This is a genomic window from Novosphingobium sp. PhB57 (assembly GCF_004342985.1).
In the GTDB taxonomy this organism is placed as follows: Bacteria; Pseudomonadota; Alphaproteobacteria; order Sphingomonadales; family Sphingomonadaceae; genus Novosphingobium.
This window is the reverse complement of record NZ_SMBO01000016.1, coordinates 1-19482: the sequence shown is the minus strand read 5'-3', so window position 1 is coordinate 19482 and position 19482 is coordinate 1. Positions and strand designations below refer to the sequence as shown.

Sequence of the window (19482 nt, the reverse complement as noted above, 5' to 3'; positions counted from 1 at the left end):
GGCGCACGGATCTAGGCCTTTCCGGCAAATGGCAGCATCTTTACGGGCGATCTGCGAGCTGAGACATAGCCTATGCGAGCGTGAAACCGCCGTGGCCTTGATCGCATGCACCGCCGGATGGATAGAGCGCCAATAGCTTCGGGGTCCCGACGACAAACACAGGCCGCGACCCTTGTGGCCGTGCAAAGATGCATCCTCCCGCACCATGAGGAGCTAGCCCGGTTCCTGCCGCTTGCTGCGACCAGCAAAAGCTCTGCATTTGCGCGAAGCCGGTCCATCCTATATCGGTGCGGGGGCCTTCGAGACACTAGCCAATCAGGCATCTCAATCTCGAGCATAAAGCGCGGAAAAATCATAAGTGCAGCAGGACGTAAAAACAGCGATAGTCGAGGGGTTTGCAAATCCGGCAAATGCATTGAAAGGGTCGATGCAAACGATTGCCTATATTCTGGCAGTCGATGATGTCCCCGCCAATCTGGTCGCCCTAGAGGCAATGCTGAAGCGAGACGATGTTGTAATCCGCAAGGCCAGTAGCGGGGAAGAAGCTTTGGAGCTGCTGCTGGAACATGAATTTGCCTTGGCACTGCTGGACGTGCAGATGCCGGGAATGAATGGCTTTGAACTGGCCGAGCTCATGCGAGGCACCGAGCGTACGCGCCAGGTGCCGATTATTTTCTTGACCGCTGGTGACGCCGACAGTCGGCGTCAGTTTCGCGGGTATGAGGCAGGCGCAGTCGACTTCATCCTCAAACCCGTTCAGCCCGATGTACTGCGGAGCAAAGTACAGGTCTTTGTCGATCTCTTCCTTCAACGCCGCAACGTTGCGGCTGAGCGCGACGGACTGGCTGATATCGCCGTGGCTTTGGCCGAGGCCGACGACGCCAAGGATCAGTTCCTCGCTATTCTCGCGCATGAACTGCGCAATCCGGTAGCCGCTTTAATGAGCGGCCTCGATCTGCTCGACCGGCCGCGCACCGAGGAAGGCTCGCGCGAGATCCGTTCGCAGATGCGGCGCATGGTCTCTCACCTTGGACGTCTGGTCGAGGACCTGCTCGATGTCTCTCGGATCAAGGAGGGTAAGTTTGCCCTGCGATTGGCTCCGCTAGATCTGCGAGATGTCGCCGCACTCGCGCTCGAGGGCAGCGGGCATGCCGTGAGGGCTGGAGGCCACCGCCTGATGCTCGATATTCCGGATCGGCCGCTGGAGATGACAGGGGACTTTTCAAGACTGGCCCAGGTGCTGGCAAACCTCCTCGTCAACGCAGCCAAGTACACGCCGATCGGCGGCAACCTTTCGCTGAGTATCCAGGATGCCGGCGAAGCTTACAGCATCTCGGTAAGTGACGACGGTGTGGGCATTCCTCCAGCCATGCAGTCGCGCATCTTTGAAAAATTCGCGCAAATCGAACGCGCTGGCTCTAGCTTGCAGGGAGGCTTGGGCCTCGGATTGGCGCTGGTGAGGCACTTGGTGGATCAGCATGGCGGAACGATTTCGGTTATAAGCGAGGGGGAGGGCAAGGGTGCCAACTTCATTCTGACCTTGCCCAAGCATCCCTTGATTGCGGTCGATCCTGCGGCGTAAGTATTTGCCAGCTTCGGAGCCAGGCCTGGTATATCTCAGGCGGTTCCGTCAGTGGTCTGGTAGGTGCAACGGGATGAAAACCCCTGAGTTGTAGCAGGAGAGAAGCGGCGAATTTAAGTGTCGAGAAAATTGTGCGTTTGGGTTGACGTCACGCAAATCGATTTCAACGCCTTAACTTGTGCAGCGGCAGCCAGATGCTTTTTACGGATGGTGCGGGATCGCTCACGGCGCCCGATGATAAGACCAGGACGATGGCTTGCGTTATTTTCATCGCTCAGCGCTAAATTTGCACTTGTGCTGCGTTGCAGCATGACGGAACATCGAAGCGCCTTTCAGGCATCCTCTCCCAAACTTTTCAAAGCCGGCCCAAGTGGCCGGCTTTTCTTTTTGATAAAACAGCGCCTCAATTTCCCGGAGTAGATAATGAAGATCGGCAAGACGCAGATCGTGATCGTCGGAGGGGGCGCGGCGGGGCTCGAACTCGCCGCCAAGCTGGGAAGGCGCTACGGGCGTAAGCACCACGACATCATCCTGATCGATCGCAACCGCACGCATATCTGGAAACCGCTGCTCCATGAAGTTGCAACGGGGTCGCTCGATGCCAACATGGACGAGGTAGGCTATCGCAGCCACTGCCATCGCTGGGGCTATCGCTACTTCTACGGGACGCTCTCCTCAATCGATCGCGCGGCGCGCCAAGTCCATCTGGCCCCGGTCAACGACGACACCGGCAGGGAAGTGGTTGCCGCCCACACCATTCGCTACGACTATCTGGTGCTGGCCTACGGATCGGTTACTAATGATTTTGGCACTCCGGGTGTCGCAGCGAACTGCACCTTCCTGGACAGCCACAAGCAAGCAGACCGGTTCCGCGATCGGCTGCTCGACCAGTGTTTGCGCGTATCGCGCGAGATGACTGCTAATCCGGCAAGCAACGCGCGAGTTCGGATTGCGATCGTGGGCGGCGGGGCTACCGGCGTGGAACTGGCGGCCGAACTGTTCAACGCGGCAGATGCGCTGGGCTTCTATGGGCTTGAAGTGTTCGACGGCAGCCGCCTCGAAGTGACGCTTATCGAAGCCGGGCCGCGCATCCTGCCGGCCCTGCCCGAACGGCTTGCGGCCGCTGCCCATCACGAACTGGAGGCGTTGGGCGTGCGCGTGCTCACCGATACCCAAATTATTGCTTCTACAGCCGAAGGTATGGTGACGCGCGGCGGCGAGGTGATCGCTGCGGATCTCCAGGTCTGGGCGGCCGGCGTTAAGGCCGCACCCATCGCCGGTGGACTGGATGGATTAGAATTGGCTCGTTCGGGCCAGGTCGTGGTACGTCCCAGCTTGCAATCAACTAAAGATGAACGTGTCTTCGCTATCGGTGACTGTGCATTCTGCGTGTTGGCGGGCCAGGAACGTCCTGTGCCTCCGCGCGCGCAGGCCGCGCACCAGATGGCCGACGTAGTGTTCCGCAATCTGGGCCGCCTTATGACCGGCAACGCGACGGTTCCGTTCGTTTATAAGGATCACGGATCCTTGGTGTCACTCAGCCGCTTCTCGACGGTGGGATCGCTGATGGGCAATCTGGTCGGCGGAAAGTTGGCCGTCGAAGGCCGGCTGGCCAGGTTCCTCTACATGTCGCTGTATCGCATGCACCTGATTGCAATTCACGGCTGGATTAAGGGCGCGGCACTGATCGTCGTAGGTCATGTCAACCGCATCGTCCGGCCGCGCCTGAAACTGCATTGACGCGACCGCCGCTGCTTGTCCACTGCTGTCTGAAATGCGCATGACTTCTTCTAACGGCCTTGGAAACAGGACGGCTGCTGGTCGCATACGCCGATGCGGCCGAACAGCGCCCGTTTCTCTGTTTCGTGAATGACAATCGAGCCGGGTAGCAAGGCAGGGAAGGGCAGGGGGCCGAACAAAATCAGGCATAATGCCTCCTGCTCGGCTTCGCGCATCGGCGGAGCTATAACTCCTGCGGGAAGACGGCTGCTAAGGTTCACACCGTGACGTGAACCAGCCGAGTTCCTTTGCAGCGTGCAGCAGAAGCTCCTGCCTTAGCATCGGTTTTGTTTGGCTGCGACTGCGGGTGATTTGCTTGGAGTCGGGGTATTTAATTTTCACCTTAACGGTGTGACTAAAAATCTGCCGAGGCTCGCGCCAGCGCTAATGATGTTCGGCATCCTGACAACGCCAGCCTTGATCTCTTCAGGAGCTGTGAGGCTGCGGTCAGACATTGTCTCGGATTCAGAAGAGTTACGACCCCGGTTGGGATTGACCGGTCTGTGATCTTCGCAAAATGAACCCCGAATGGTGCAGCTCGATGCCGCCAAGAGGCTTCGAGAGACAGCCGCCCGCATTTCTCGAACGGGGCGTGTGCCAATATGATATAGACCCGGTCGGGAGTGCGCCTAAGGTCGTGGAGCGATCCAAGGTCGCCAATTCGCCGCCTTGATTGCCGGCCAGGCAGGGGTAAGCACGATACCTGACTACAAGAACCAAACAGATTTAGCCCAGCTTCCTCTGACAGATGAGCAGATTGCAGAAGCGGCGAGCGCACAGGGCCTTACAGTTCCGGAAAGGTGCCATGCCGGATTGAAGGATAATCTTGAAATTATCTCCAGGCACGTTTCGACGATGCGGGGGATTTCCGGAAAGAACCGGCATTGAGCCCGGTCCGCGACATCGCTTCTGCCGTTCTTTCCAGGCGTATTTCCGCTATCGACCTGTTGGAGAAATGCCTTGCCGCGTTGCCGGATCCATCACGTGATTCTCTCCATGCAATAACTCGCCTTTTGCCCGAACGCGCCCGAGCCGAAGCGCGGGCTGTGGACGCATTAGTGGCAGCTGGCGCGGATCCGGGGCCTCTGGCGGGTGTGCCATATGGCGTCAAGGATCTGTTTGACATTGCAGGTTTGCCGACCACCGCAGGTTCTACAATCTATGCGGAAGCGCCGCCGGCCAAAGCCGATGCCGAGGCCATCGCCCGGCTGCGCAACGCCGGTGCGATCCTGGTTGCGACGCTCAACATGGACGAGTTTGCCTACGGCTTCGCGACGATCAATGCGCGCCACGGCACCACTCGCAACCCACACGATCAGAGCCGGTTGGCAGGTGGTTCGTCAGGCGGGTCTGCGGCAGCGGTTGCCGGTGGCATGCTGCCATTTTCGCTCGGGTCGGACACAAATGGCTCGGTGCGCGTTCCCGCCAGCCTCACGGGTATTTACGGTCTGAAGCCCTCCCATGAAGGTTTGCCGCTGACAGGCGTCTTTCCATTTGCAAAGAGTTTCGATGATGTCGGGCCCTTCACCGTCAGCGCGGGCGATATGGCGCTGGTATGGGAAGTTCTTTCGAGCAGAGACGCCGCGCCCTGCGGCCGCCCGCTAAGAGTAGCGCGCCTTGGAGGACGGTTTCGCGAGAACGCCGATCCCGAGCAGCTTGCGGCGATTGACGTCATCGCAGGCGGCACGCCGTTGGTCGAGTTCCCGGATGTCGGCCGTGCGCGTTCTGCTGCGTTTCTCATGACGGCCTTCGAGGGGGGGAGCCAACATCGCGATGCTCTGTCGGAACAGGCCATGGCGTTTGATCCGGCGACGCGGGATCGTCTTCTCGCCGGAGTATTGTTGCCTCGTGGTATCTACGAAGAGGCGTCCAGGTTCAGGCGGTCGTTCCTGCGCGAACTCCAAAAGGTAATGGCCGATTTCGACGTACTGCTCGCGCCGACCACGCCTTGCACGGCGCCTTTGATCGAAGACCCGCGGATTCTGATCGACGGCGCACTTTCACCCGCCCGCGCTGACCTCGGGATCCATACTCAGCCGATCACCTTTGCTGGGTTACCTTCGCTGTCGGTTCCGCTGCGCCGAGAAGGAAGGTTACCGATCGGATTGCAATTGATCGGCAAGCCCGGCGGCGAGCCCGACTTAATGCATTTTGCGGCGAAGCTTGAGGACGACGGCATTACCGGCTTCGTGGTGCCATCCGCCGCGGCTATGCCAGCGTGGTTCGATATGCAATGGACGGCGGCGTGAACCGTTGCATGACCGCGGCCACAAAGGCCTCTCACGGTATAGTGACGGCGCCGCATCACCTGGCGGCCGAGGCTGGGGTTTCAGTCCTGCGCGACGGGGGCAACGCGGTGGAAGCCAGCGTTGCTACCGCCGCAGTCCTTTCCGTGGTCTATCCGCACATGACAGCGATCGGGGGAGACGGTTTCTGGCTGATACGTGAGCCCGATGGTCATGTTCACGCTGTTCATGGCTGCGGAGGCGCTGCCGCACGTGCCGACCTGGCGCTCTACGATGGGCTCGAAGCAGTGCCTGCGCGCGGGCCTCTGGCGGCGAACACAGTGCCAGGGACGATCTCGGCCTGGGCCGCAGCCCTCGGCACAGGAGGCGGAAAACTCTCGCTTGAACGGCTGCTGCTTAGTGCGATCCACTATGCCGAAAAAGGAGTGCCCGTCACCGCAGGGGGCGCAGCCATCGCCGCTGGCAAGGGCTATGAGCTACGCCTTCAGCCGGGGGCCTACAGGTCCGTTTTCGAGCCCAGCGGCCGTCCATTGGCCAAAGGAGACATTCTGTGCAATCTGGCGCTTGCCCAGACATTCAGAACGCTTGCAGCGGACGGGCTCGACAGCTTTTACCGGGGCGGCCTTGCTGCACGCATAGCTGAGGACCTTGCCGCGCTTGGCAGTCCGATTTCAGCTTCGGACCTCGCCGCTCACGAGGCGACCCGTCCCCAACCGCTTACAGCCAGGATAAAGGGCGCACGCCTCTTCAACACCGCGCCACCAACACAGGGTTTCGCCTCTCTCCTAATCTTGGCATTGTTTGACCGCCTCGGCGTCGATGCGCCGGATGGTTTCGCGCACGTCCACGGTCTCGTCGAGGCGACAAAGCAGGCATTCCTGCTGCGAGACCTGCATGTGGGTGATCCGGGCCACACGCGGTTCGACTTCCAGGGCTTGCTGAGAGATCCGGACGCTGTCGATGCGCTTGCGGCGCGAATCGAGCCTGACAAGGCGTTGCCTTGGCCCCAACCGCCGCAATGGGGCGATACGTGCTGGTTCGGAGCGGCTGACAGTGAAGGCCGGGTGGTCTCTGCCATACAGTCGACTTATTTCGAATTCGGCTCCGGGCTCGTCCTTCCGCAGACCGGGATAATCATACAGAATCGGGGAAGTTCGTTCCGGCTTGCCAGAAGTGGCTGGAATGCATTGAAACCTGGCCGCAAACCTTTCCACACGCTCAATCCGGCGCTGGCCGCCTTCGACGACGGGCGAGTAATGGCCTATGGCACCATGGGCGGCGAGGGCCAGCCGCAGACGCAGGCCGCGCTGTTCAGCCGCTATGCCCGCTTTGACGTCGATCTTCAGCAGGCAATCAGCGCCCCGCGCTGGTTGCTCGGTCGCACATGGGGTGAAGTCACGACTTCCCTCAAGCTGGAGGAAGGCTTTAGCGAGGCGCTTTATGCTGAACTTGCCGAGGCCGGGCACGATCTTCAGCGCGTCGGCCCGCTTACTCAGATGATGGGCCATGCCGGCGCCGTCGTGCGCCTGACGGACGGTACTTTCGAAGGCGCCAGCGATCCGCGCAGCGATGGCGCGGTGGCGGCATGGTAGGCGGAGCCCGCGCGGCGGCCCGCTGCGACGTCCTTGGACGCGCGCCCTATAGCGAGTTTGAGCATGGCCTGTACCGGGGCTATCTGACGCCTGCCCATCATACCACTTTGGACCTCGTCGGTGCCTGGATGGTGGAGGCGGGAATGCATGTGGACCTCGATCCTGCGGCGAACCTCCTGGGCCGCTATGAAGGCCAGAACCCTGGAGCGCCGGCGCTGGTGATCGGCAGCCATCTCGATTCTGTCCGCGACGGCGGACGCTATGATGGGCCGTTGGGGGTGCTGTTGGGTATCGAATGCGTGGCCGCGCTGAACGATCAGCAGCGCCGCTTGCCTTTTGCCATAGAAGTCTATGGTTTCGGGGACGAGGAAGGCTCGCGTTTTCCCGCCGCCATGTTGACGAGCAGGGCAGTGGCAGGGACGCTGGACGGCGACCTTGCCCGGATAGCCGATGCCGATGGCGTTTCGCTGGCCGCCGCGCTTGCCTCGTTCAAAACCGATTACGACGTGGTTACCGCCAGCACGCCTACTCGCAGGCTTGATCTGAAAACCTTCGAGGCCGCGCGACGCTCGCCCGGTGACATCGTCGGCTATCTTGAGGCCCATATCGAACAGGGCCCTGTCCTCGAAGCCGAAGGCCTGGCGCTGGGTATCGTCACCGGCATCGCCGCGCAGCTGCGCTATGCGGTTACGCTGCGAGGCGCGGCAGGCCACGCCGGCACCTCCTCCATGCCGCTACGCCGGGACGCGTTGGCAGGTGCCGCCGAGATGGTGCTAGCCGTCGAGCAAGTAGCGAGGAGAGACGCGTCGGATCTCGTGGCCACTGTTGGCAAGTTTGAAGCGGCTCCCGGAGCTGCCAACGTGATAGCAGGCGAAGTGCGCTTTTCGATCGATATACGTGCCGGCGAGGCGGCACGGCGTGACCGCGCTGCCAAGGCAATTGAGGAAAAACTGGAGCTACTTGCCTCGCAGCGAGGCCTGGTTCTCGATCTTGCGCTTGTTCACGATCTGCCTGCCAGCCCCTGCGATGCCGCCCTCATGCAATTGCTGGAGAGCGCCATGGCCGAGGCTGGGCAGCCGCTCCGGCGCCTTGTTTCAGGAGCGGGGCATGATGCAATGGTCATGTCCGCACTGTGCCCTGCTGCCATGCTGTTCATTCGCTGCAAGGATGGCGTCAGTCACAATCCGGCCGAGCATGTCGAGCCTGGTGATGCCGACGTTGCGCTTGAGGTCATGCTTGGCTTCATTGAGCGACTGAACCGGAAAGTTTTGGGAGAATCGCTTGCCGATCGAACTTGATCCGATGCTGTTGCTGGGAGAGATCGATCCGCCCCAGCGCCTGCTTATGGGGCCGGGCCCGATCAACGCTCATCCACGCGTCCTGCGAGCAATGAGCGCCGACCTTCTCGGACAGTTCGATCCGGAGATGACTGGTTACATGAATCAGGTCATGGCGCTGTACCGGCCGATATTCGGCACCGCGAACCGCTGGACCATGCTTGTCGACGGCACTGCCCGGGCGGGAATAGAGGCGGCATTGGTCAGCCTCGTAGCACCGGGAGACGTGGTTCTGGTGGTCAATTTTGGTCGCTTCGGCCTGCTGCTTGGCGAGATCCTCGCTCGTATCGGCGCGGTCGTCGAGACCGTCGAGGCTCCCTGGGGCGAGATCGTATCTCTCGATGCCATTGCGGCGGGCATTGCACGCTGCCAGCCGAAAGTGGTCGCGACGATCCACGGCGATACCTCGACCACCATGGTCCAGCCGTTGGATGGGTTTGGCGCGTTATGCCGCGCAGCGGGCGCGCTCAGCTACGTCGATGCTACCGCCACCATCGGCGGGATGGAACTGGCAGCCGATCGCTGGGAAGTGGACGTGGTGAGCGGCGGTCTGCAGAAATGCCTGGGAGGTCCCTCGGGCTCAGCACCGATCACCATTTCCGACACGGCCGCCGAACACATAACCCGGCGCCGTCATCTCGAGCAGGGCATTCGCCGCCCCGACATTGCAGACGGGCAAGGACCGCGCATCGTGTCCAATTACTTCGATCTCGCCATGGTCATGGACTACTGGTCGGACAAGCGCCTTAACCATCACACCGAGGCGACCTCGATGCTCTATGCGGCGCGGGAGTGTGCGCGCATCGTGCTGGAGGAGGGGCTGGCCGCGCGTTATGCCCGCCATGAAGCCGCGGGGAGGGCGATGACGGCAGGCCTTCGCGCGATGGGACTCGAGATCTTCGGGGAGGATGCTCATCGCATGATCAACGTTACCGGCGTGTTCGTCCCGAAAGATGTCGACGGCGAGACAGTACGCCTGGCCATGCGGGAGCAGTTCGAGATCGAAATCGGCACTGCCTTTGGCCCGCTTGAGGGCAGGATCTGGCGAATCGGAGCGATGGGATACAATGCGATGAAGCACAAGGTGCTACTTACGCTGGCGGCGCTCGAGGCTTGCCTTGGCATGCAAGGCTACTCCCTGCCGCCGGGCATAGCAGTCCCCGCCGCCATGCGGGCTTGGGACGCATGAAGCCTCGCGACCTCGTTGGCTATGGCCGTACTCCGCCGGATCCGCGTTGGCCCGGCCGCGCGCGTGTAGCCGTGCAATTTGTCATCAACTACGAAGAGGGCGCCGAGAACTGCGTCCTCAACGGTGATGCACGGTCGGAAGCTTTCCTTAGCGAGATGGTTGGCGCGGCGAGCTACCCGGACCGGGCGATGGCAATGGAGAGTCTGTATGAATATGGTAGCCGCACCGGGTTTTGGCGGTTGTACCGGCTTTTCCTCGAGCGCGAGCTTCCCGTTACCGTGTTCGGGGTTGCCAAGGCTATGGAGATGAATCCCCAGGCCGTGGCCGCCATGCTTGATGCAGATTGGGAGATCGCCAGCCACGGGCTGCGCTGGATCGACTACCAGTCCGTACCGGAAGCCACCGAGCGGGCGCACATCGCGGAGGCCATCTGCCTTCACGAAAAGCTGACGGGCAGTCGTCCCCTGGGTTGGTATCAGGGCCGCACCTCGCCGCGCACCGCGCAGATCGTGGCGCAGGAGGCCGGCTTTCTCTATGACGCTGATTCCTACGCCGACGACTTGCCCTATTGGGACAACCGTTATGGTAGGCCGCAGCTCATCGTTCCCTACACGCTCGACGTTAACGACATGAAGATCGTTGCGCTTAACGGCTTTACCGAAGGCGAGCAGTTCTTCCGCCACATGCGCGACACGTTCGACCAATTGCGCGAGGAGGGCGGCCGAATGATGTCGGTAGGGTTGCACGGCCGCATAGCCGGAAAGCCCGGCCGCGCCCGCTGGTTGGCGCGTTTCCTCGACCATGTCACGTCCAGCGGAGAAGCTTGGGTGGCGCGTCGTATCGACATAGCCCGGCACTGGATCAGGCACCATCCTTATCAGGGAGCAGGGGCTTGACGATCGAGGCCCCCCGGTTCCACGCCGAAACAAGCGCTGCATTTCATCCATATGAAAGTGCTTTGATGGCGGACGACATTCCGGCGAAGGGCGCGCTGGTCCATGAGGTCGTTACCAAGAACCGTTGCAGCGTTGGCGAGGTGATTTATGAGCTCGAGGAAACTCCTGCGTTCCGCGAGGTTCCAAGGGATTCTCCGCGGCAACTGCTGGGCCGGGCCGTGATCACCGTTGATGGGGATGGGTTCGTTACCGTCGAAACCGAGCTCTTGCGCGACGGCTCCGAGCACGGGGATCTTCAGACACTTACCTGGGTTCGCTTCGGCGATGGCTGGAAGGTTGTTTCCGGGAATGTCAGCCCTGAAGATGGCATTTCGTGACCTCGCTGTTCGAACACAGTCCATGGCTCGAGGCGCGCGCAGATACCAGGCCGTCGTCGGGCGATCGTCATGCAGATCTGCTCGCGGTGATGTACGAGGCCGATATCGAGGAACAACTTGGGCTGATCCGCGCGCACCCGGAATTAGGCGGCAAGGCAGCGATCGACGGGACTCTCACCAAGGCTTCCGCCATCGAGCAGGCGAGCGCCGGGCTCGACAGGCTTAGCCCGGAGGAGTTCGCACGCTTCCACGCCATGAACGCGGCCTATCGCGCGCGCTTCCACTTTCCCTTCATCATCTGTGTGCGTCTGAACGACAAGAACAGCATTCTGGCGGCTATGGAACGTCGCCTCGAGAACGGTAGGCAGGAGGAAATCGGCGCTGCGCTCGAACAGATCGGTGAAATCGTGCGCCTGAGGCTGGAGGATCCGACATGAGCGCGATAGGCCTGACAGCACTCGAAGCGCAGCTTGCGCGCGAACTCGAACTGATCGGCCACAACCGTCCCGAATGGGTGCGCCCTCGTGACTTCGAAGGGGCACGGGTTCTTGATGTGGCCGTAATTGGCGGCGGCCAGTGCGGCTTGTCAGTCGCTTTTGGTCTGCGTTCGCAGGGCGTTCCGCATGCGATGGTTTTCGATGAGAACCCGGCCGGTTTCGAAGGGCCATGGGAGAACTATGCGCGCATGGTGACACTGCGGACGCCCAAGCATCTCAATCCCATCGACTTCGGCATTCCCTCGCTGACTTTTCGTGCCTGGTGGGAAGCGCAGCATGGGGCGCAGGGCTGGGCCGGCGTCGACAAGATTGCCCGCCGAGACTGGATGGAATATTTACGGTGGTATCGCCGCGTGCTCGCGCTACCCGTGAAAAATGACGCGAAACTGGTGCGGATCGAGCCTCTGCAGGCGGAAGGGCTGCACCGCCTGCACTTCACCGAAGGCGCGCCGGTTCATGCTCGCAAGGTCGTTCTTGCAACGGGTATTCAAGGCGGAGGCGAGTGGTATACACCGCCGGTGGTTCGGGAAAATCTGCCGCGGCGGCTCTGGGCCCACACCAGCGAACCGATCGACTTCGCTGCTCTTCATGGCAAGCGCATAGGCATTCTAGGCGGCGGTGCTTCGGCCTTCGACAATGCTGGCTTTGCGCTTTCTCAGGGTGTAGCAGCTGCGGAAGTCTTTATCCGCCGCAAGGACTTGCCCCGCGTCAACCCGATCCGTTTCATGGAGCGCGTAGGGTTTACCGCCCGCTACCCGGCGCTCGACGATGAGACCAAGTATGCAGCGATGCGCTGCTTCCTCGGGCACAACCAGCCTCCCACGAACGATTCCTTTGAGAACGCCTCTGCCAAGCCCGGCTTCGCGCTTCATCTTGGCGCGCCTTGGCTCGATGTGGCCGCGCGCGATGGGCTCATTCAGGTGACTACGCCGCAGGCACGCCACGAATTCGATTTTGTGGTGGTTTCGACAGGGTTTATAAGCGATCCGGGACTACGCCCTGAGTTGGCCGACGTGGCCGATCTTATCTTGCGTTGGGGTGAGCGTGTGACGCCGTCTGGCCCGCGTCATGCCTTGATCGATGCGCATCCCTACCTTGGACCAGCCTTTGAATTTGTTGCGCGACAGGGCGCGGATCCTGCGCGGATCCACGGCCTGTTTGCGTTCAATTACTCCGCGCTGGTCAGCCTTGGACTATCGGCCTCGGCGCTTTCGGGGCTGCAAAATGCCTTGCCGCGCCTGTTGAAGGGCTTGGCCAATCAATTGTTCCTCGATGATCGCGATGCCTTGATGGCCGAATTCCTGACGTACGATGAGCAAGAGTTTCTGGGCAGCTGGCCGGCGCCAGACCAGTTGCCGGGCCAGGGGGAAGCTGCATGACGGGTTTGTCGACCCATGTCCTCGATACGACTTTCGGTTGTCCGGCCGAGGGAATAGCGCTGGAGCTTGCCGCGGCCGATGGCGGTGTGCTTTTCACCGGTGTAACCGATGCGGATGGACGGTGCCCTGGCATACCGAGGCTCGGGCCCGGCTCCTATCTACTGACCTTTTCGGTCGCGGACTATTTCCGGGCAAAGGGCATCGTTCTGTCGCAGCCGCCGTTCCTCGACCGTGTGCCCATAGCTTTCGGTGTGGCGGGAGCGGGGCATTATCATGTACCTTTGCTAATCTCGCCCCACGGCTATTCGACGTATCGGGGGAGCTAGGTCCGCCATGACAGTCCGGTTTTTACTTAACGAGCACGCCTGCGAATTGACCGAGTTTGATCCCGGCACGACGCTCCTCGATTACCTGCGCTATTCCTGCAGACGGACGGGAACGAAGGAGGGATGTGCCGAGGGGGATTGCGGGGCGTGCACGGTGCTGGTCGGCGCACCTTCCAACGGCCAGATTCAATGGCGCGCTGTCAATTCCTGCATCCAGTTTCTACCCATGCTTCATGGTAAAGCAGTGCGGACGGTCGAGAGTCTATCAGCCGATGGCCGGCTCAATCGCGTACAGGCCTGCATGGCGGCCAATGGTGCATCGCAATGCGGCTTTTGCACCCCGGGAATCGTCATGTCGCTGCAGGGAAAGGCCATCGGCGCGCTTGGATGCGACCTGCCGGTAGCCGATATGCTTTCTGGCAACCTGTGCCGTTGTACCGGTTATGGGCCCATCATCGAAGCTGGCGAACAAGTCCAAACGCGTGTTCTGGATGAGGCCCCCTTGGCGGCGCGGCTCAGTACCATCGGTGAAGGCGGAACCAAGGGCGAATGGCGCGGCCAAGCGTGGTTTGCCCCGCGCACATCGCATGAACTGGCGATACTTCTTGCGGACCATCCCCAGGCAGTAATGGTGGCAGGCGCAACCGATGTGGGCGTGTGGGTAACGAAGGGGCTGAGGGATCTCGGTGAGGTGATCTTCCTCGGCGATGTGGCCGACCTGAGCGAGATAGACGAAGGCCCATCGAACCTGAGGCTGGGTGGCGCGGTCCGTTATGCCGAGGCGCACGGGCCGATGGCGCGACTTCATCCGGACCTTGGAGAACTGGTGCGGCGTATCGGCGGATTGCAAGTGAGGAGCGCTGCAACCGTGGGCGGCAACATTGCCAATGGCTCGCCGATTGGCGATGGGCCGCCGGGGCTCATCGCCCTGGGAGCGCAGCTGACACTGCGCTCGCTTTCCGGACGCCGGACAATACCGCTGGATTCCTTCTTCCTAGATTACGGCAAGCAGGACCGCCGGGCCGGTGAGTTCGTAGAAAGCATCAGCATCCCGCGTCCCCAGCCGGAGGACGTCATACACATCGCCAAGCTTTCGCGCCGTTTCGACAGCGATATCTCGGCAGTTTGCGGCGCGATCAAGCTAACCCTCGACCAAGGATTGATCGTCGATGCGCGAGTCGCTTTTGGCGGTATGGCAGCGACGCCCCGCCGTGCTCGAGGCTGCGAGGCTGCTTTGATCGGCGCGCCATTCAGCGAGGCAACGCTCGCATTTGCTGCCGAGGCGTTGCGCGCCGACTTCGCACCGCTCAGCGATGTACGTGGTTCGGCGCGCTACCGTCTCGATGCCGCGGCTATGCTGCTGCGCCGCCTCTGGCTTCGGGAACAGGGCGCCGGCATTTCCGTGCTGCAGGTGGAAGCCGTAGATGGCTGAACGTGATCACACCTGGAGCGCCGGCTTGAAGCCAGACAATCCGCATGATTCTGCTCATCTGCACGTCACCGGTCTTGCTCGATATGCTGACGATGCGCCTGAGCCATCAGACATGCTTCACCTCGCTTTCGGGCAGGCGAGCGAGACTAGCGCGCGGATCGTATCTATGGACCTATCGGCAGTGCGCGCGGCGGAAGGCGTGGTGGCGGTCTTTACTGCCGCTGACATCCCGGGAGAAAACAACACTGGGCCGGTTCGCCATGATGAAACCATGTTGGCAGATGGAGAAGTGGTGTTTCCTGGCCAGCCCTTGTTCCTTGTTGCTGCAACCAGCCAGCGCAGCGCGCGAAAGGCTGCGCGGCTTGGCAAGGTGGTCTACGAGAAACGGCCCGCTGCCGTTTCCATTGCTGAAGCGCGTAAGGCAGGCAGCCGTATCGAGGAAACTCAGCGCATGGCACGCGGCGACTGCGCCGCGGCTCTGGCGGCGGCTCCACAGCGCATCTCGGGCGAATTTGCGATGGGAGGGCAAGATCACTTTTACCTGGAAGGCCATATCTGCGTGGCAACCCCGGGGGAAGATGGACAGCTGCACCTGCTGTGCTCCACGCAGCATCCCAGCGAGGTGCAACATCTGGTTGCCAACTTGCTGAACCTTTCTTCTGCCGATGTCACGGTGGAAGTGCGGCGGTTGGGTGGCGGCTTTGGAGGCAAGGAAACGCAGGCGACCGGCTTTGCAGCTGCCGCGGCCTTGGTTGCTGCCAAGACCGGGCGACCTGCGAAGTTCCGAGTCGACCGTGACGACGACATGATCCTTACCGGCAAGCGCCATGAATTCGAGGTAGCTTATCAGGTCGGGTTCGACGCGGCGGGACAGATCCTGGCACTTTCGCTGCATCTCGCATCGCGGTGCGGCGCGAGCCAGGATCTTTCTCCTGCGATCAACGACCGAGCGATGTTCCACGTCGACAATTGCTATTTCCTGCCAGACGTCGAGATCGTTTCTGAAAGGCTGAAGACCAACACCGTGTCAGCCACGGCGTTTCGCGGTTTCGGGGGCCCGCAGGGTATGCTCGCAATCGAGCGGATCATCGATCACGTCGCTATTGCGCTGGGAAAAGAACCATTAGAAGTTCGCGTTGCGAACCTCTACGGCCCGGGCCGGGACGTTACGCCCTACGGGATGATGGTAAGCGATAACATCGCCCCCGCGTTGATCGCCCGGCTGCGCAGCGACACAAACTACGATGCGAGAGTGAGGGCGATCGAAGTATCCAATGCTGCCAGCCCGGTGATCAAGAGAGGCATTGCGCTGACGCCGGTGAAGTTCGGGATCAGCTTCACCACGACGCATCTCAATCAGGCGGGAGCTCTGGTCCACCTTTATGCGGATGGTTCGATCCAGCTGAACCACGGCGGCACCGAAATGGGGCAGGGCCTCTATGTGAAAGTGGCGCAGATCGTTGCCGACGTCTTTGCGGTGCCACTCACACAGGTGCGCGTCACGGCAACCCGAACCGACAAGGTTCCCAATACCTCGGCCACCGCGGCCAGCTCGGGGGCGGACCTCAACGGCATGGCCGCGCATAATGCGGCAATGACCATCCGCGAGCGGCTCGCTGCTTTCCTTGCCCGCCTGTATGGATGCAGGCAAGGGGACGTTGCGTTCTCTCTCGAGGGTGTAACGGCTGGCGAGGAAAGAATGACTTTTGCGGAAGCTGCTCGCAAGGCGCACATAGGGCGTATCTCTCTTTCGGCCACTGGTTTTTACGCAACACCGGGCATCCAATATGACCGTGCAGCCCATCGAGGCAGACCGTTTTATTACTTCGCTTACGGCGCTGCGGTTTCAGAAGTGGCGATTGACACGCTCACCGGCGAACACCGAGTGCTGGCAGTCGATATCCTCCACGACGTTGGCCGCTCGCTTAATCCTCTGATAGACAAGGGGCAGATCGAAGGCGGCTTTTTGCAAGGGCAAGGCTGGCTGACGACTGAGGACCTCGTGTTCGACCACGAAGGTCGGCTCCTTACCCATAGTCCGGCAACCTACAAGATCCCTACGGCGTCCGATCGGGCCAAGCATTTCGTTGTGAACCTGTGGGACGGAGAAAACATCGAACCCACCATTAATCGATCGAAGGCGGTCGGCGAACCGCCTTTCATGCTGGCCATTTCGGTGTTTTCAGCCCTTAACCGTGCCATTGCAGCAGCTGCACCCGATGGCCGGGAAATGGCGCAGCTTGATGCACCGGCTACGCCCGAGCGGGTTATGGCAGCCATAGCCCAATTTGCCTCACCGTGACGCAATGGATTGACTGGCTTGGCCGCCTGCCAGATGAACCTTGCGCACTCGTCACTATTTTAGCCACCGAAGGCTCCGCGCCGCGCGCGGCCGGCACGCGCATGGTAGCGACGGCAGGCGGCCAGTTTGGCACGATCGGCGGCGGCCAATTGGAATACCGGGCACTCGAACAGGCCCGGGCCGTACTGTCCTTGCCAGTTGGAACCTGGCGGGTGCAAGACTATCCGCTTGGTCCGCTGCTCGCCCAGTGTTGCGGTGGGCGGGTGCGACTGCTGATCGAGCACCTGGACCCCGGCGGGCTTGACTGGCTGCAGGATGCAGAACCAGGCCACATGCTGGTGACGACACTAGGACAAAGTCGTATCGAACGCGCCGTCTTCCGGCAGGAGACGGCAACGCATCAGTCTGCGCGGGGCGAAAGGCCCGACATCGGCGCCCGCATCGTTGAGCCGGTAGGCCAGCGACTCCGCCCGTTCTATCTTTTCGGGGCAGGACACGTCGGTCAGGCAATCGTGCGGCACATGATTGGCCTCCCCCTACAACTTGCATGGTTTGATACGAGGCCCGAAATGGCGGCCATCGACGGGGTCACGGTGATGCAGGAGACGGAGATATTGCATTGTGTGGCAGAAGCACCGGCCGATGCTGCCCTCGCTATCCTCACACACGATCATCCATTGGACTACAGTCTGACGCTTGCGGCTATGAGGCGCTCGCCTTTGTCTTTCGTGGGCCTGATCGGGTCGTCGACCAAAATCGCCCGATTCCGGTCAAAGCTTCTGGCTGACGGGGTGCGTGAGGATGCCCTCGCCCGGCTCACGGCGCCTATCGGTATTCCCGGTGTGACAGGCAAAGAGCCGGATGTGATTGCCATCTCCGTGGTTGCGCAGCTGCTTCAGATCGAAGGCTAGACTTTTTTGAAAGCGAGCAGGCAGAAACACAGTCTCAAATACGGGTTTGGGAAATTGATTTAGGCCGCGTTTGGACAGTAATCACCGCCGGGGGTTGGCAGGGTTTGGATGGAATTGCCTTTCAATAAGAATGTCCTAGCCAGCAGCTCTTGCTTGCGGAGGAGGGAAATTAAAGATGGAAGGGGACAGATGTGACGGATAATCAATGCAGAAGCGTGATCGTGGCTTACTCTGCGCTGCGGTGAAACTAGTTCCTACGGGATGCGATTGGCACGTGAGAAGCGACGGTTCATGCCGAGCAGGCTGGGCTGCGACAGACCGGCCAAACGTCGTCCGCGCTCCGCGCCTGTGCCCGCGTCCCAGGTTATGCAGAGATGCGTCCCCGTGATGAGCCGGAGTTCAGGCCTCCGGCTCATCTCTGGAGTTATGCGGCTTGTTTCAACCGCTGTGGATCGGTGCCATAAAGGTCTCGCATCCAACTGCAGATTTGCTCATTCACTATCCTATGGAGCACTTTCATGCGCTTCACTTCGGAAGGATGTGCTTTTTCAGCTTCTGCTTTCGCTATCGCTCTTTCCAAGCGTTTGCGCTCTTGGCGCAAGAGGGTGAATAACTGCTCCGACATGGTCACGCCTCGTGAGCATCAGCGCTGCGCATAGCAGACGTTTTGTCGACAAGCCGGTTGACCTGCGATCCGCCAGGCGGACGCCTCAGATCGGGGCGGTTTTCGGCTGCGTGAGCGTCGCAAATCCAAGACGCCAGAATCGCACGCTTGACCTCCGGCTCGAGCTGGGGACGCCCCATAAACTCGAACGGATGATGAAATTTGGAGAGGGACATTGCTTTGCCTCCTTTCTTCCAACTCTCCTCGCTTTGGCGGTGATTCCGCCGTCCAATATATTTTGCATTTCCGCTCTCGAGGTCAAGGGCCTGCATGCTGTTTCGGCGATCTGACCCTTAGGCCGTTCCGGATATAAAATATGGTTATCCAGCATGAAACACCAGGTGAAGTGGCTGTTTTCCGCAGTGGTCATACTGATATCTTGCTGCTTAGAGAGGGTCGTGTCCCAGGACGTGGTGTAGCTGAAGGCTGAGGTGGTCACCGTGATTTCGGGTAGGTTTGGGTTGCGAAGCTCAAACCTGACGGAAGGAATCACGATGACCGATCCGATGATGCACTTGCGCTCTCTGGTAGAGAAGACCCCGGATGCAGATATTCTGCGCGAGATGATCTCTTTTGCCGCCGAGCGGCTGATGGAGATGGAAGTCGGCAACCTGACCGGAGCCGGCCATGGCGAGAAATCTGCGGCGAGGCTGGTCCAGCGCAACGGCTACCGCGAGCGCGACTGGCAGACGCGAGCCGGGACGGTCGAACTGCGCATCCCCAAGCTCAGGAAGGGAAGCTACTTCCCCGGCTTCCTCGAACCCCGCCGCATGGCCGAGCGGGCGCTGACCGCGGTAATCCAGGAAGCGTATATCCAGGGCATTTCCACCCGCTCGGTAGATGACCTGGTAAAGGCGCTGGGTATGGATGGGATCTCGAAGAGCCATATGTGGACGGCCTCCTCCCTGCAAGATGGGGGCAGAAGTTTGATCGGATCGCATGCGTTCATATGTCCGGCCTATTATTGCGCTCG

At 60.9% G+C, this 19482-nt stretch carries 17 protein-coding genes; 15 read left to right on the top strand and 2 right to left on the bottom strand.

Translation table 11 applies throughout. The features are described 5' to 3' along the window. The first annotated feature begins 358 nt into the window (after window positions 1-358). Window positions 359-1582, top strand: coding sequence for a hybrid sensor histidine kinase/response regulator (locus EDF58_RS23975; protein ID WP_243654478.1), 1224 nt, complete (start codon window positions 359-361; stop codon window positions 1580-1582). Window positions 1583-2005: 423 nt separating this feature from the next. Then, the gene (locus EDF58_RS23965; RefSeq protein ID WP_132270106.1) at window positions 2006-3322 is read left to right on the top strand and encodes an NAD(P)/FAD-dependent oxidoreductase; all 1317 of its coding nucleotides are present in this window, start codon (window positions 2006-2008) and stop codon (window positions 3320-3322) included. A 50-nt stretch (window positions 3323-3372) separates the two neighbouring features. Here the strand turns inward: EDF58_RS23965 and EDF58_RS26010 are convergent, their stop codons facing one another. Continuing rightward, on the bottom strand, window positions 3373-3537 hold the full coding sequence (locus EDF58_RS26010; RefSeq protein WP_165921560.1) for a hypothetical protein: 165 nt from the start codon (window positions 3535-3537) through the stop codon (window positions 3373-3375). Between the two features lie 708 nt (window positions 3538-4245). Between EDF58_RS26010 and EDF58_RS23960 the strand changes: the two genes are divergently transcribed. Genes EDF58_RS23960 through xdhC form a run of 12 tightly spaced genes read left to right on the top strand, consistent with a single transcriptional unit; the run spans window position 4246 to window position 17845 of the window. Next, on the top strand, window positions 4246-5610 hold the full coding sequence (locus EDF58_RS23960; protein ID WP_132270104.1) for an AtzE family amidohydrolase: 1365 nt from the start codon (window positions 4246-4248) through the stop codon (window positions 5608-5610). 8 nt (window positions 5611-5618) lie between these two features. Continuing rightward, the gene (locus EDF58_RS23955; protein WP_132270102.1) at window positions 5619-7199 is read left to right on the top strand and encodes a gamma-glutamyltransferase family protein; all 1581 of its coding nucleotides are present in this window, start codon (window positions 5619-5621) and stop codon (window positions 7197-7199) included. Then, window positions 7193-8497 (top strand): allantoate amidohydrolase, encoded by a 1305-nt coding sequence (locus EDF58_RS23950; RefSeq protein WP_132270100.1) that lies wholly within the window; start codon window positions 7193-7195, stop codon window positions 8495-8497. The genes EDF58_RS23955 and EDF58_RS23950 overlap by 7 nt, the downstream gene beginning before the upstream one ends. Before the next feature lie 4 nt (window positions 8498-8501). Continuing rightward, entirely contained in the window at window positions 8502-9725 is a 1224-nt protein-coding gene (locus tag EDF58_RS23945) for an alanine--glyoxylate aminotransferase family protein (protein ID WP_132270150.1), read from the top strand. Further along, the gene (gene puuE / locus EDF58_RS23940; RefSeq protein ID WP_132270098.1) at window positions 9722-10621 is read left to right on the top strand and encodes an allantoinase PuuE; all 900 of its coding nucleotides are present in this window, start codon (window positions 9722-9724) and stop codon (window positions 10619-10621) included. Before EDF58_RS23945 ends, puuE begins: the two co-directional genes overlap by 4 nt. Beyond that, window positions 10618-10998, top strand: a complete 381-nt coding sequence (locus tag EDF58_RS23935; protein ID WP_132270096.1) for an AtzH-like domain-containing protein — start codon at window positions 10618-10620, stop codon at window positions 10996-10998. Before puuE ends, EDF58_RS23935 begins: the two co-directional genes overlap by 4 nt. Continuing rightward, on the top strand, window positions 10995-11435 hold the full coding sequence (gene uraD / locus EDF58_RS23930) for a 2-oxo-4-hydroxy-4-carboxy-5-ureidoimidazoline decarboxylase (RefSeq protein ID WP_132270094.1): 441 nt from the start codon (window positions 10995-10997) through the stop codon (window positions 11433-11435). Before EDF58_RS23935 ends, uraD begins: the two co-directional genes overlap by 4 nt. Then, window positions 11432-12874, top strand: a complete 1443-nt coding sequence (locus EDF58_RS23925) for an NAD(P)/FAD-dependent oxidoreductase (RefSeq protein WP_132270092.1) — start codon at window positions 11432-11434, stop codon at window positions 12872-12874. Before uraD ends, EDF58_RS23925 begins: the two co-directional genes overlap by 4 nt. Then, window positions 12871-13200, top strand: a complete 330-nt coding sequence (gene uraH / locus EDF58_RS23920) for a hydroxyisourate hydrolase (RefSeq protein WP_132270090.1) — start codon at window positions 12871-12873, stop codon at window positions 13198-13200. The genes EDF58_RS23925 and uraH overlap by 4 nt, the downstream gene beginning before the upstream one ends. A 7-nt stretch (window positions 13201-13207) precedes the next feature. Then, on the top strand, window positions 13208-14632 hold the full coding sequence (gene xdhA, locus EDF58_RS23915; protein WP_132270088.1) for a xanthine dehydrogenase small subunit: 1425 nt from the start codon (window positions 13208-13210) through the stop codon (window positions 14630-14632). After that, complete coding sequence (gene xdhB / locus EDF58_RS23910; RefSeq protein WP_132270087.1) at window positions 14625-16934, top strand: xanthine dehydrogenase molybdopterin binding subunit; 2310 nt, start codon at window positions 14625-14627, stop codon at window positions 16932-16934. The genes xdhA and xdhB overlap by 8 nt, the downstream gene beginning before the upstream one ends. Further along, window positions 16931-17845 (top strand): xanthine dehydrogenase accessory protein XdhC, encoded by a 915-nt coding sequence (gene xdhC, locus EDF58_RS23905; protein ID WP_132270085.1) that lies wholly within the window; start codon window positions 16931-16933, stop codon window positions 17843-17845. Before xdhB ends, xdhC begins: the two co-directional genes overlap by 4 nt. Before the next feature lie 424 nt (window positions 17846-18269). On the opposite strand, the gene EDF58_RS23900 is transcribed toward xdhC, so the two are convergent. Beyond that, window positions 18270-18470, bottom strand: coding sequence for a hypothetical protein (locus EDF58_RS23900; RefSeq protein WP_132270083.1), 201 nt, complete (start codon window positions 18468-18470; stop codon window positions 18270-18272). Between the two features lie 533 nt (window positions 18471-19003). Between EDF58_RS23900 and EDF58_RS23890 the strand changes: the two genes are divergently transcribed. Then, a partial coding sequence (locus tag EDF58_RS23890) for a transposase (RefSeq protein WP_243654477.1) occupies window positions 19004-19482 on the top strand: 479 nt, incomplete at its 3' end.

Coding starts and splice junctions, on each gene's coding strand:
- xdhB (WP_132270087.1), top strand. CDS start 14,625: ATGGCTGAACGTGATCACACCTGGAGCGCCGGCTTGAAGCCAGACAAT.
- EDF58_RS23900 (WP_132270083.1), bottom strand. CDS start 18,470: ATGTCGGAGCAGTTATTCACCCTCTTGCGCCAAGAGCGCAAACGCTTG.
- EDF58_RS23965 (WP_132270106.1), top strand. CDS start 2,006: ATGAAGATCGGCAAGACGCAGATCGTGATCGTCGGAGGGGGCGCGGCG.
- EDF58_RS23950 (WP_132270100.1), top strand. CDS start 7,193: ATGGTAGGCGGAGCCCGCGCGGCGGCCCGCTGCGACGTCCTTGGACGC.
- uraH (WP_132270090.1), top strand. CDS start 12,871: ATGACGGGTTTGTCGACCCATGTCCTCGATACGACTTTCGGTTGTCCG.
- puuE (WP_132270098.1), top strand. CDS start 9,722: ATGAAGCCTCGCGACCTCGTTGGCTATGGCCGTACTCCGCCGGATCCG.
- EDF58_RS23945 (WP_132270150.1), top strand. CDS start 8,502: ATGCTGTTGCTGGGAGAGATCGATCCGCCCCAGCGCCTGCTTATGGGG.
- EDF58_RS26010 (WP_165921560.1), bottom strand. CDS start 3,537: ATGCGCGAAGCCGAGCAGGAGGCATTATGCCTGATTTTGTTCGGCCCC.
- xdhA (WP_132270088.1), top strand. CDS start 13,208: ATGACAGTCCGGTTTTTACTTAACGAGCACGCCTGCGAATTGACCGAG.
- EDF58_RS23955 (WP_132270102.1), top strand. CDS start 5,619: ATGACCGCGGCCACAAAGGCCTCTCACGGTATAGTGACGGCGCCGCAT.
- EDF58_RS23925 (WP_132270092.1), top strand. CDS start 11,432: ATGAGCGCGATAGGCCTGACAGCACTCGAAGCGCAGCTTGCGCGCGAA.